The organism is Pseudomonas sp. (assembly GCF_035497915.1).
Lineage (GTDB): Bacteria > Pseudomonadota > Gammaproteobacteria > Pseudomonadales > Pseudomonadaceae > Serpens.
This window is the reverse complement of sequence record NZ_DATJCS010000011.1, coordinates 105,321-117,727: the sequence shown is the minus strand read 5'-3', so window position 1 is coordinate 117,727 and position 12,407 is coordinate 105,321. Positions and strand designations below refer to the sequence as shown.

The following is a 12,407-nucleotide window of genomic DNA, read 5'->3' as shown; positions in this document are numbered from 1 at the left end:
TCGCGGCTGAAGCCGCTCCTACAGGGCCTTTGCGCACCGTAGGGCGGACAACGCTTTCCTTGTCCACCATCGCCCCCGCACGGTGGCCAGAAAAGCGCTGACCGCTCCGTTCAGCAACAAGCTTTGACAATCATTCTCATTACTATTATTGTCCGCTGCATCCCGATTTCAGCGCGACGAGCCCCCGCCATGTACGTATGCCTTTGCCGAGGTGTCACCGACAACCACATCCGCGACGCGATCTACGAAGGCTGCTGCAGCTACCGTGACGTGCGCGAGAACCTGGGCGTGGGCACCCAGTGCGGCAAGTGCGCGTGCGCGGCCAAGCAGGTGGTACGCGAGACCCTCACCGAAGTCCAGGCTGGCCAGGCGGCCATGCTGGGCGGCGTGGCGCTGTTCAGCCCGGCCTGAAGCCGATATCCGCACCTGAGAGCCGGGCAATCGCCCGGCTTTTTCATGTCAAGGGCTTGGGTTTGACACCCAGGTACCCTGCGGCCAGACTCGCCCAACACGCATTTCCTCTCAGGCGGAGCATCATGAAAGGCGATACTCAGGTCATCCAGCACCTCAACAAGATCCTTGGCAACGAACTGGTGGCCATCAACCAGTACTTCCTGCATGCGCGCATGTACGAGGACTGGGGCCTGAACAAGCTCGGCAAGCATGAGTACGATGAATCCATCGACGAGATGAAGCATGCCGACAAGCTGATCAAGCGCATCCTGTTCCTGGAAGGCCTGCCCAACCTGCAGGACCTCGGCAAGCTGCTGATTGGCGAGAACACCAAGGAAATGCTCGAATGCGACCTGCGCCTGGAGCAGGCGGGCCTGCAGGACCTGCGCGCGGCCATCGCCTACTGCGAACAGGTGGGCGACTACGGCAGCCGCGAGCTGCTGGAAGACATCCTCGAGTCCGAGGAAGAACACGTCGACTGGCTGGAAACCCAGCTGGGCCTGATCAAGGCCGTCGGTCTGGAGAATTACCTGCAGTCGCAGATGGACGCGTGATGCGTCCGTAACGAAAAAGCCCCGGCAGTGCCGGGGCTTTTTGTTTCGAGGCCGGATCAGGCGTCCTTGCGGGCCGCCGCGGCTTCCTTGATCAGGGTCTGCAGCTCACCCTTCTCGAACATCTCCTGCATGATGTCACTGCCACCGACCAGCTCGCCGTTGACCCACAGCTGCGGGAAGGTCGGCCAGTTGGCGTACTTGGGCAGCTCGGCGCGGATTTCCGGGTTCTGCAGGATGTCCACGTAGGCGAATTTCTCGCCGCAGCCCATCACGGCCTGGGCGGCACGGGCGGAGAAGCCGCACTGCGGGGCGTTGGGCGAGCCCTTCATGTACAGCAGGATGGTGTTGTTGGCGATCTGCTCTTTGATGGTTTCGATGATATCCATGAGGGGCACCTCGGCTACAAATGACCTGCCGACCCCCCGGGTCGGCGTTTGCGCGGCATTGTAACGGAAAGCCTAGTGAAGCGCTCAGGCTTCTTTTTTGCGTCAGCCGGCGGCCCATCGCCTATGCTGCTTCGGCGCCGACAGCGGGGTAATTTGCGCCATTGCGACATTTACCGATAACATCCCGCCTCCCATTTCGTCGCCCCTGGCGACCTCCTCGCAGGTCCCTCCTCTGACGTTGGCGGTTCTTTTTTTCGCCACAGGACCTGAACACGTGATCAAGGTAACGACAATGAGCGTACGGCACTTTCTCTCGCTGATGGACTGCACCCCCGCGGAGCTCAACGGGCTGCTGCGACGAGCCATCGAGCTGAAGGACCTGCGCAACCGCGGCATCCTCTACGAGCCCCTGAAGAATCGCGTGCTGGGCATGATCTTCGAGAAGGCCTCGACCCGTACCCGCGTGTCCTTCGAAGCCGGCATGATCCAGCTCGGCGGCCAGAGCATGTTCCTCTCCCCGCGCGACACCCAGCTGGGTCGCGGCGAGCCGATCAGCGACACCGCCATCGTCATGTCGCGCATGCTCGACGCCATCATGATCCGCACCTACGCCCACGGCACCCTGACCAACTTCGCCGCCCATTCCCAGGTGCCGGTGATCAACGGCCTGTCCGACGAGCTGCACCCCTGCCAACTGCTGGCCGACATGCAGACCTACCTGGAACAGCGCGGCAGCATCGCCGGCAAGACGGTGGCCTGGATCGGCGACGGCAACAACATGTGCAACACCTACATCGAGGCGGCCATCCAGTTCGACTTCCAGCTGCGCATCGCCTGCCCGGAAGGCTACGAGCCGAGCGCCGAGCTGCTGGCCAAGGCCGGTGGCCGCGTGACCCTGCTGCGCGACCCGCGCGCGGCGGCGGCCGGCGCGCACCTGATCAGCACCGACGTGTGGGCCTCCATGGGTCACGAAGAAGAAGCCCAGGCACGTCTGGCCAGCTTCAAGGGCTACCAGGTCAGCCGCGAACTGCTCGACCTGGCCGACCCGGGCGTGATCTTCCTGCACTGCCTGCCGGCGCACCGTGGCGAGGAAATCAGCCACGACCTGCTGGACGATCCGCGTTCGCTGGCCTGGGACCAGGCCGAAAACCGCCTGCATGCCCAGAAGGCGCTGCTCGAATTCCTCGTCGCCCCCGGCTATACCAAGAACGCATGACGTCCAAACTGCTGCTTCAACTGCACAACCTGGCCTGCGGTTATCAGGGCCAGATGATCGTTCAGGAGCTCAACCTGCACCTGAACGCCGGCGACATCGGTTGCCTGCTCGGCCCCTCCGGCTGCGGCAAGACCACCACCCTGCGCGCCATCGCCGGTTTCGAGCCGGTCAGCCAGGGCGAGATCCGCCTGGCGGGCGAAGTGATCTCCCGCGCCGGCTTCACCCAGGCGCCGGAAGCGCGGCGCATCGGCATGGTCTTCCAGGACTACGCGCTGTTTCCGCACCTGACCGTGGCGGAGAACGTCGCCTTCGGCATCCGCAAGCACCCCGAGCGCGAGCGCATCACCGGCGAGCTGCTCGATCTGGTCAAGCTCGGCCACCTGGGCAAGCGCTACCCGCACGAACTCTCCGGCGGCCAGCAGCAGCGTGTCGCGCTGGCTCGCGCCCTGGCGCCGGAGCCGCGCCTGCTGCTGCTCGACGAGCCCTTCTCCAACCTCGACGTGGAACTGCGCCGCAGCCTGAGCCGCGAGGTGCGCGACATCCTCAAGGCGCGCGGCACCAGCGCCATCCTGGTCACCCACGACCAGGAAGAAGCCTTCGCCGTCAGCGACCAGGTCGGCGTGTTCCGCGAGGGCCGCCTGGAACAGTGGGACACCCCCTACAACCTCTACCACGAGCCGCTGACGCCGTTCGTGGCCAGCTTCGTCGGCCAGGGCTACTTCATCCGCGGCCAGTTGCAGACCCCGGAAACGGTGCTGACCGAACTCGGCGAGATCCACGGCAACCGCGCCTACAGTTGGGCTCCCGGCAGCGCCGTGGACGTGCTGCTGCGCCCCGACGACCTGGTGTATGCGCCGGACAGCGAGCTACAGGCGTGCATCACCGCCCGGACCTTCCTCGGCGCCTCGACCCTCTACCGCTTGCAACTGCCGACCGGCACCCAGCTGGAATCCATCTTCCCCAGCCACATCGACCACGCGCCGGGCGAGACCGTCGGCATCCGCGTCTGCGCCGATCACCTGGTGCTGTTCCCCGCCCAGGGCAGCGTCGCCGCCCACACCACCCTGTCCGGCGGCGTTCGCCGCTGCAGCAGCACCGACTGAGCGGCGCCGCCGCTCACGGCAGGTACAGCTCGCCCCGGGCCACGATCAGCGCGTGGCCGGCCAGGCGTACCCGTTCGCCATCGACGCGACACAGCAACTCGCCACCCCGCGCCGAACACTGGAACGCGCGCAGCTCACTGCGGCCCAAGCGCCCGGCCCAATAGGGCACCAGCATGCAATGCGCGGCACCGGTCACCGGGTCTTCGTCGATGCCGATGGCCGGGGCGAAGTAGCGCGACACCACATCATGCTCGGTGCCCCGCGCGGTGACGATCACCCCGAGCCAGGGCAGCGCCGCCAGCGCCTTCAGGTCGGGTGAGCAATCGCGCACGGCGGCCTCGTCGGCCAGCACCACCAGCAGGCTGTCGCGACCGGACAGTACCGTCTCGGGCTCGTGGCCCAGCGCCTCGGCCAGCCCGGCCGGCGCGGCGATCGGCTCACCGGCCAGCGCCGGGAAATCCAGCTCCAGCCGCTCGCCGAGCCGACGCACGCGCAGCTCGCCGGACAGGCTCAGCAGGCTCAGGCAGTCGCCCGGCTCTTGGTAGGCATCGAACAGCACCCTGGCCGCCGCCAGGGTGGCATGGCCGCACAGCGGCACCTCCTCCCGGGGCGTGAACCAGCGAATCCGCCAGCCCTGCCCTTCGCGCACGACGAACGCGGTTTCCGCCAGGTTGTGTTCGGCGGCGATCTGCTGCATCCGCGCCTCGGCCAGCCACTCGTCGAGGCGGTAGACGATCGCCGGGTTGCCGGCGAACGGACGGTCGCTGAAGGCATCGACCTGGTGGAAAGGCAGGGTATTCATCGCATGGTTCTCCGGAATGTCATTGGGCCTCGCTGCGCACCCGGCGCACCGCGTTCAGCCAGCCGGCATACAGCGCCTCGCGGCGCTGTGCCGGCATGCTCGGCTCGAAGCGCCGCTGCTGCTGCCAGTGGCTGGCGACCTCGCCCAGGTCGCGGTACAGCCCGGCGCGCAGCCCCGCCAGGTAGGCGGCGCCCAGCGCGGTGGTCTCGTTGACCTGCGGGCGCTCGACCGGCACGCCGAGGATGTCGGCGAGGAACTGCACCAGCCAGTTGTTCACCACCATGCCGCCATCCACGCGCAGCGCGCTGAGCGGGGCGGCGCCGTCCTGGCGCATGGCTTCGAGCAGGTCGCGGGTCTGGTAGCACACCGCTTCCAGGCCGGCGGTGACGATTTCCTTGATGCCGGTGTCGCGGGTCAGGCCGAAGATCGCGCCGCGCGCCTTCGGATCCCAGTAGGGCGCGCCCAGCCCGGTGAAGGCCGGCACCAGATAGACGCCGTTGGCATCGCCGGCCTGCAGCGCCAGCGCCTCGCTTTCGTGGGCGTGCTCGATCAGCCGCAACCCGTCGCGCAGCCACTGCAGGGCGGCGCCGGCGACGAAGATGCTGCCCTCCACCGCGTAGGTCACCTCGCCGTTCAACCGGTAGGCCACCGTGGTCAGCAGGCGGTTGCGCGAGCTCACCGGCTGGCGTCCGGTGTTCTGGATCAGGAAGCAGCCGGTGCCGTAGGTGCTCTTCACCATGCCCGGCGCGAAGCAGGCCTGGCCGATCAGCGCCGCCTGCTGGTCGCCGGCCATGCCCAGCACCGGCAGCGCCGCGCCCAGCCAGTGGGCGTCGGTCTCGCCGAAGTCCGCCGCGCAATCCAGCACCTCGGGCAGCAGGCTGGCGGGGATATCGAATAGCTTGAGCAGATGTTCATCCCACTGCTGGGTGTGGATGTTGAACAGCAGCGTGCGCGCCGCGTTGCTGGCGTCGGTGCGGTGCGCGCGGCCGCCGGTCAGGCGCCAGAGCAGGAAGCTGTCCACCGTGCCGAAGCGCAGCTCGCCGCGCGCGGCGCGTGTACGGGCGCCCGGCACGTTGTCGAGGATCCAGCGCAGCTTGGTCGCGGAAAAATACGGATCGATCAGCAGCCCGGTGCGCGCCGCCACCTCCGCCTCATGGCCGGCCGCCTTGAGCTCGGCGCAATAGTCGGTGGTGCGCCGGTCCTGCCAGACGATGGCCGGATAGATGGCCTCGCCCGTGGCAGCGTCCCACACCAGGGTGGTCTCGCGCTGGTTGGTGATGCCGATGGCGCGGATGTCCGCCGCCCGCAGCCCGCCGCTGGCCAGCGCCTGGCGGCACACGGCGAGCGTGCTGTCCCACAGGTCCTCGGCGGCATGTTCGACCCAACCATCGCGGGGGAAATGCTGGGCGAATTCCTGTTGCGCGCTGGCCACCGCGCCGCCGCTGGCCGAGAAGATGATCGCCCGACTGCTGGTGGTGCCCTGGTCGATGGCGAGGAGGTAGTCGCTCATGAAGACTCCGTTATCCGCGGCCGATGGCAGCAAAGACGGCCTGCGTCTGCTGCGCCAGCGCCTCGGCACTCAGTTCCACCTCCAGCCCACGCCGGCCGGCGCTGACATGGATGGTCGGCTGCTGGCGGGCCGACTCGTCGATGAAGGTGCGCAGGCGCTTCTTCTGCCCCAGCGGGCTGATGCCGCCGACCAGGTAGCCGGTGGCGCGCTGCGCGGCGGCCGGATCGGCCATGTCCACCTTCTTCACGCCGGCCGCCTGGGCCAGCGCCTTGAGATCGAGGCTGCCGGCCACCGGCACCACCGCCACCAGCAGCTCGTTCTTCTCGGTGGCCGCCAGCAGGGTCTTGAATACCCGTTCCGGCGCCAGGCCGAGCTTTTCCGCCGCTTCCAGACCGTAGGATGGCGACTTGGGATCGTGTTCATAGCTGAGGACGCGGTGCTCGACGCGGGCTTTCTTGAGCTGATCGATGGCTGGGGTCATGGCGCTTGCTGTGCTGGGGTCGACGAAAGGCTACGTTAGCGGCCGCGGCGCGCCAGCGCTACAGTGTTGCGGCAATCCTGGCCCTTGAGAGTGGCATGAACGAACCCTGCGAAGTGCTCTACGACCTGGCCGTGATCGGCGGTGGCATCAATGGCGCCGGCATCGCCGCCGACGCCGCCGGGCGCGGCCTGCAGGTCTACCTCTGCGAACAGCACGACCTGGCCAACCACACCTCCTCGGCGAGCAGCAAACTGATTCATGGCGGCCTGCGCTACCTGGAACATCGCGAGTTCCGCCTGGTGCACGAAGCGCTGGCCGAACGCGAGGTGCTGCTGGGCAAGGCGCCGCACATCATCAAGCCGCTGCGTTTCATCCTCCCGCACCGTCCGCACCTGCGTCCGGCCTGGATGATCCGCTTCGGCCTGTTCTGCTACGACCACCTCGGGCGCCGGCGCACCCTGCCCGGCTCGCGTGGCCTGCGCCTGGGCGCCGACAGTCCGCTGCGCCCGGACATGACCCGCGGCTTCGAATACTCCGACTGCTGGGTGGACGACGCCCGGCTGGTGGTACTCAACGCCATGGCCGCCCGGGAGCACGGCGCACGGGTCGATACCCGCACCCGCTGCCTGTCCGCGCAGGCCCGCGATGGGGTCTGGCAGTTGGACATGGAACGCGCCGACGGTCGCCGCTTTCACCTGCATGCACGGGCGCTGGTCAATGCCTGCGGTCCCTGGGTGGCGGACTTCCTGCGCGACGGCCTGCAGTGCCAGCCGCGCCACGGGGTGCGCCTGGTACAGGGCAGCCATATCGTGGTGCCGCGCCTGTACCCCGGCGAGCAGGCCTACATCCTGCAGAACGAGGATCGGCGCATCGTCTTCGTCATTCCCTGGCTGGAGCGCTTCAGCCTGATCGGCACCACCGACCGCGAATATCACGGCGACCCCGCGCAGGTGCGCATCAGCGAGGAGGAGATCGAGTACCTGCTGGCGGTGGTGAACCAGCATTTCCGCCAGCCGGTGGAGCGCGACGACATCCTGCACAGCTTCTCCGGCGTGCGCCCGCTACTGGACGACGAGTCCGGCGACCCGTCGGCGGTGACCCGCGACTATTTCCTGGAACTGCACGGCGCGGCCGATCAGGCGCCGCTGCTCTCGGTGTTTGGCGGCAAGCTGACCACCTACCGGCGCCTGGCCGAATCGGCGCTGGAGCTGCTCAAACCCTGGCTGAAGAACATGGGGCCGCGCTGGACCGCCGACGCGCCACTGCCGGGCGGCGAAGAGATGGACGACCAGCTGGCCGCGCAACTGGTCGAGCAGGCGCCCTGGCTGCCCGTCGAACTGGCCCGGCGCTGGGCCGTCAGCTACGGCAGCCGCAGCTGGCGCTTGCTGGCCAGCGCAACGGGACTGGGCGATCTGGGCGAACACTTCGGCGCCGGCCTGTACGCCCGCGAGGTGGACTACCTGCGCCGCGAGGAATGGGCGCAGAGCGCCGAGGACATCCTCTGGCGGCGCGGCAAGCTGGGGCTGTTCCTCGAAGCGGAACAGTGCGCGGGGCTGGACGCCTACCTGCAGCGGGAGCCGATGAAGATGCGCTGACTGGAGGTGCGGGCCGGCAAGAGAGCCGTAGGGTAGACAACGGCGAAGCCTTGTCTACCGCCGGTGCGCATGCACCCGGGCCGGTGGAAGATCGCTGCGCGAGTTTTCCACCCTACGGACTCCGTCGGCCGGCATAAAGCCGGCCCTACAGGGGCAATGCTGGCGACCGACGTCAGGCGGCGTGGCGCTCACGCAGCCGGCGCGCCGCCGCCACCATGTTGACCAGCGCCGCCTCGGTCTCCGGCCAGCCGCGGGTCTTCAGGCCGCAGTCCGGGTTGACCCACAGGCGCTCGACCGGAATCCGCTCGGCGGCCTTGTCCAGCAGCGCGACCATCTCCTCGACGTCCGGCACGCGCGGCGAATGGATGTCGTACACGCCCGGGCCGATCTCGTTCGGGTAGGCGAAGGCGCGGAAGGCCTCCAACAACTCCATCTGCGAGCGCGAGGTCTCGATGGTGATGACGTCGGCGTCCATGGCGGCGATGGAGGCGATCACGTCGTTGAACTCGCTGTAGCACATGTGGGTGTGGATCTGCGTCTCGTCGCGCACGCCACTGGCGGTCAGCCGGAAGGCTTCGGCGGCCCAGTCCAGATAGGCCTGCCAGCGGGCCTTGCGCAGCGGCAGGCCCTCGCGGAAGGCCGCTTCGTCGATCTGGATGACGCGGATGCCGGCGGCCTCCAGGTCACGCACCTCATCGCGGATCGCCAGCGCCAGCTGGCGGGCCTGCTGCTCACGGGAGATGTCGTCGCGCGGGAACGACCACATCAGCATGGTTACCGGGCCGGTCAGCATGCCCTTCATCACCTTGGCGGTCTGGCGCTGGGCGTAGCGGATCCATTCCACGGTCATCGGCCGCGGCCGGCTGAGGTCGCCGTAGATGATCGCCGGCTTCACGCAGCGCGACCCGTAGCTCTGCACCCAGCCGAAGCGGGTGAAGGCGTAGCCGTCCAGTTGCTCGGCGAAGTACTCGACCATGTCGTTGCGCTCGGCCTCGCCATGCACCAGCACGTCCAGCCCCAGTTGTTCCTGCACCCGCACGGCGTGGCGGATCTCGGCGCGCATGGCCTCGGCGTACTCGGGCGCCGACAGCGTGCCCTGCCGGAACGCCTGGCGCGCCTGGCGGATCTCGGCGGTCTGCGGGAAGGAGCCGATGGTGGTGGTCGGGAACAGCGGCAGTCTCAGGTGCTCGCGCTGCGCGGCGATGCGCCAGGCGAACGGCGACTGGCGCCGGCTGTCCTCGGGGCGGATGGCCGCCAGACGCGCCTGCACCGCCGGATCGTGGATGCGTGGCGAGGCCGCGCGCGCCGCTTGCACGGCGCGGCTGTCGGCCAGCGCCTGTTGCACGCGCGCCGACTGCGGATCACGCAGGGCCTCGGCCAGCAAGGCGATCTCCGCACATTTCTGCACGGCGAAGGCCAGCCAGCCCTTCAGCTCGGCATCCAGCCGATCCTCGCGGGCCAGATCGACCGGGCTGTGCAGCAGCGAACAGGAGGAGCCCACCCACAGCCGCTCGCCCAGGCGCGCCTGGGCCTGCTCGAGCACGGCCAGGGCCTTGTCGAGGTCGGTGCGCCACACGTTGCGGCCATCGACCACGCCCAGCGACAGCACCTTGTAGGCCGGCAGCCAGTCGAGCACCACCGGGAACTGCTCGGGAGCGCGTACCAGGTCCACGTGCAGGCCATCCACCGGCAGGCCGGCGGCCAGCGCCAGGTTGTCCTCCAGGCCGGCAAAGTAGGTGGCGATCAGCTTCTTGCACGGCTCGCGTTGCAGCAGGTTGTAGGCACGCTCGAAGCCGGCCTTCCAGGCCTGAGGCAGGTCGAGGCCGAGGATCGGCTCGTCGATCTGCACCCATTCCACGCCCAGCGCCTTGAGGCGTTGGAGGATTTCGCCGTACACCGGCAGCAGGCGCTCCAGCAGGTCGAGGCGCTCGAACGCCTCACCACGCACCTTGCCCAGCCACAGGTAGGTCAGCGGGCCGATGATCACCGGCTTGACCGCATGGCCCAGCGCGCGGGCTTCGGCGACTTCCTCGAACAACTGTTCCCAGCTCAGCTGGAACGCCTGGTCGACGGTGAACTCCGGGACCAGGTAGTGGTAGTTGCTGTCGAACCACTTGGTCATTTCCTGGGCGTGGGCGCCGCCACAGCAGCCGCCGCTGACGCCGCGCGCCATGGCGAACAGGGTGTCCAGGCTCGGCCGGCCGCCGTTGTGGGGGCGGAAGCGCTCGGGGACCACGCCGAACATCAGCGAATGGGTGAGCACCTGGTCGTACCAGGCGAAATCGCCGACCGGCAGCAGGTCGATGCCGGCGTCCTTCTGCAGCTGCCAGTGTTCGGCGCGCAGGTCGCGACCGACCTGGCGCAGGCCGGCCGCGTCCAGCGCGCCCTGCCAGTAGGCTTCGAGGGCTTTCTTCAGCTCGCGGTCGCGGCCGATGCGGGGGAATCCGAGGGTGTGGGCAATAGCCATCTGTGCTCTCCAGTAACAGTGGCCGGCATTCTCGGCGCGCTGGAAAGCTGAAACAAACTCAAGATTCTATTGAACAACACGAGATTAATTCATGAACGACCGTGCGGTCCGCGATGCCGACCGAGGCCGCGAGGTTTGCTGTTCCGCCGCGACCGGCCGGTTTCTGTAGGAGCGGCTTCAGCCGCGATGGGGCGGCACAAGGCATCGCGGCCGACGCCGCGCCTGGCCACAGCCACGGCGCGGAACTCGATTCCGTCGGCCGGCATAAAGCCGGCCCTACAGGAAGCTCCGCCTACTTCTTCAGCAGATCCGCCAAACCAGCGAAGGCCTTGAAGGTTTCCTTCGGGCCCTTGTCGCCGCCCGGGGTGGCCTCGGCGAAGTACTGGTTGTCGGTGTAGCGCGAGTGCTCGTTGTCGTGGCAGAACAGGCAGAGCAGTTCCCAGTTCGAGCCGTCCTCGGGGTTGTTGTCGTGATTGTGGTCCTTGTGATGGACCGTCAGCTCGCTCAGGCGCTTGCCGGAGAATTCGCGGGCGCAGCGGCCGCACACCCAGGGGTACATCTTCAGGGCCTTTTCCCGGTAACCCTGCTCACGCTGGCTGTAGGGAATGTTCGATTTGCTGGTGCTCATGCGCAGTGCTCGATCAGGTGACGGAAACCGCCGCCCGGTGCGGGCGGCTGGCGTAGTTGACGTCGCCCGGCCCGCGGCGTCAATCCATCTTCAGATCATCCGGCGCCAGCGATTCAGGCGCTGCTGTCCGGCGCTCAGCCAGTGCGGCAGGGCCGGACCGGTGCCAGCCTCGCGCAGGCCGGCGTGGCGGGCGATGACGGCGCCCAGCGGCACTTCCTGCTCCGGCTCCACGTCCACGAACAGCACATGTCGGCCCTCCTCCAGGGTTTTCTGCAAGGCCTGGAAATGCTGGTTGCGCCGCTGGAAGCCGAAGAAGCCGCCCTCCCAGACGGAGAAACCGAACAGCACCAGCGCCAGGAACACGAACGGCGCCCAGCCGGCGCGGGTCGCCGTCCAGCCGGCCCACCAGGCGACCAGCAGCACCAGCGCGGCCAGCGCCAGGCCGACCAGCGCGCCCCGCCAGCTCAGGTTGAACAGGTCGGTCTTCATCACCGAGGACACCTGGTGCACGCGGTGGTGTTCCAGCTCGGCGTCCTGCTCGCTCAGCACATGGATCTGTTCGACGGGAATGCCGCTGGTTTCCAGCTCCTGTTCCAGCCGTTCCAGCTCGTCGAGGTTGTCGCTGATGTAGTAGTGGCGGTTCATGGCGCCTCCTAGAGCGGTTGCGGAGGCCTCCCTGCGGCAAATCGACACGGTGTCACGCCCATCCCGCGCTTACGGCCGGACAGGCCCGTGGACTATCCTGTGCCTATAGACACAACAGGAGACTGAATAATGCGCAACGTACTGGTGGCATTCGACGGGTCGGACAGCTCCAAGCGGGCGATCCACTACCTGATCGACTTCGCGCGCGAGCACTCGGCCACGCTGGAAGTGCATCTGCTCAACGTGCAGCAGCCGCCCATCGTCTACGGCGAATACGTGACCGGTGAGCTCATCGAGCGCATGGAGCAGTCCGCAACCAGCCAGGCCCAGCACCTGCTCGACTGGCCGGCCGCGCAGCTGCAGGCCGCCGGCATCACCCACAGCCGCCACACCGCGCAGGGCAACATCCCCGAACAGATCGGCCTGGCCGTCGAGAAGCTGAACTGCGACACCGTGGTGATGGGCACCCGGGGCCTGGGCAACTTCTCCGGCCTGCTGATGGGCTCGGTCGCCACCCGCGTGGTGCATGAGGTGCCGGTACCGGTGCTGCTGGTCAAGTAACGCCCG

Annotated in this window: 13 protein-coding genes; 6 read left to right on the top strand and 7 right to left on the bottom strand. The window is 67.8% G+C overall.

The window, feature by feature from the left end:
- The first annotated feature begins 189 nt into the window (after window positions 1–189).
- Complete coding sequence (locus VL129_RS03785) at window positions 190–411, top strand: bacterioferritin-associated ferredoxin (RefSeq protein WP_325410229.1); 222 nt, start codon at window positions 190–192, stop codon at window positions 409–411.
- Window positions 412–536: 125 nt separating this feature from the next.
- Window positions 537–1,007 (top strand): bacterioferritin, encoded by a 471-nt coding sequence (bfr, locus tag VL129_RS03780; RefSeq protein ID WP_325410227.1) that lies wholly within the window; start codon window positions 537–539, stop codon window positions 1,005–1,007.
- A gap of 56 nt (window positions 1,008–1,063) precedes the next feature.
- Here the strand turns inward: bfr and grxD are convergent, their stop codons facing one another.
- Window positions 1,064–1,393 carry a Grx4 family monothiol glutaredoxin gene (grxD, locus tag VL129_RS03775; RefSeq protein ID WP_325410225.1) on the bottom strand — a complete coding sequence of 110 codons (330 nt, stop codon included), beginning with the start codon at window positions 1,391–1,393 and terminating at the stop codon, window positions 1,064–1,066.
- A gap of 292 nt (window positions 1,394–1,685) precedes the next feature.
- Here grxD and argF point away from each other — a divergent pair, with 292 nt between their 5' ends.
- A complete protein-coding gene (gene argF / locus VL129_RS03770) occupies window positions 1,686–2,609 on the top strand; it encodes an ornithine carbamoyltransferase (RefSeq protein ID WP_325410223.1) in 924 nt (307 codons plus the stop codon).
- Window positions 2,606–3,712 carry an ABC transporter ATP-binding protein gene (locus tag VL129_RS03765; RefSeq protein ID WP_325410221.1) on the top strand — a complete coding sequence of 369 codons (1,107 nt, stop codon included), beginning with the start codon at window positions 2,606–2,608 and terminating at the stop codon, window positions 3,710–3,712. The genes argF and VL129_RS03765 overlap by 4 nt, the downstream gene beginning before the upstream one ends.
- Window positions 3,713–3,725: 13 nt before the next feature.
- Here VL129_RS03765 and VL129_RS03760 read toward each other — a convergent pair whose 3' ends face one another.
- From VL129_RS03760 to ybaK, 3 genes are read right to left on the bottom strand one after another with little or no spacing between them, the layout of a single operon-like run.
- Window positions 3,726–4,514, bottom strand: coding sequence for a PhzF family phenazine biosynthesis protein (locus VL129_RS03760; RefSeq protein ID WP_325410219.1), 789 nt, complete (start codon window positions 4,512–4,514; stop codon window positions 3,726–3,728).
- A 19-nt stretch (window positions 4,515–4,533) separates the two neighbouring features.
- The gene (gene glpK, locus VL129_RS03755; RefSeq protein WP_325410216.1) at window positions 4,534–6,024 is read right to left on the bottom strand and encodes a glycerol kinase GlpK; all 1,491 of its coding nucleotides are present in this window, start codon (window positions 6,022–6,024) and stop codon (window positions 4,534–4,536) included.
- 10 nt (window positions 6,025–6,034) lie between these two features.
- Entirely contained in the window at window positions 6,035–6,505 is a 471-nt protein-coding gene (gene ybaK, locus VL129_RS03750) for a Cys-tRNA(Pro) deacylase (RefSeq protein ID WP_325410214.1), read from the bottom strand.
- A gap of 95 nt (window positions 6,506–6,600) precedes the next feature.
- Between ybaK and glpD the strand changes: the two genes are divergently transcribed.
- Window positions 6,601–8,100, top strand: coding sequence for a glycerol-3-phosphate dehydrogenase (gene glpD / locus VL129_RS03745; RefSeq protein WP_325410212.1), 1,500 nt, complete (start codon window positions 6,601–6,603; stop codon window positions 8,098–8,100).
- A 172-nt stretch (window positions 8,101–8,272) separates the two neighbouring features.
- Here the strand turns inward: glpD and metE are convergent, their stop codons facing one another.
- From metE to VL129_RS03730, 3 genes are all read right to left on the bottom strand, one after another.
- Complete coding sequence (gene metE / locus VL129_RS03740) at window positions 8,273–10,567, bottom strand: 5-methyltetrahydropteroyltriglutamate--homocysteine S-methyltransferase (protein ID WP_325410210.1); 2,295 nt, start codon at window positions 10,565–10,567, stop codon at window positions 8,273–8,275.
- Between the two features lie 292 nt (window positions 10,568–10,859).
- Entirely contained in the window at window positions 10,860–11,195 is a 336-nt protein-coding gene (locus VL129_RS03735) for a YajD family HNH nuclease (protein ID WP_325410208.1), read from the bottom strand.
- A gap of 90 nt (window positions 11,196–11,285) precedes the next feature.
- A complete protein-coding gene (locus tag VL129_RS03730; protein WP_325410206.1) occupies window positions 11,286–11,840 on the bottom strand; it encodes a magnesium transporter in 555 nt (184 codons plus the stop codon).
- A 129-nt stretch (window positions 11,841–11,969) separates the two neighbouring features.
- On the opposite strand from VL129_RS03730, the gene VL129_RS03725 reads away from it, so the two are divergent.
- On the top strand, window positions 11,970–12,401 hold the full coding sequence (locus VL129_RS03725; protein WP_325410204.1) for a universal stress protein: 432 nt from the start codon (window positions 11,970–11,972) through the stop codon (window positions 12,399–12,401).
- The last annotated feature ends 6 nt before the right edge of the window (window positions 12,402–12,407 follow it).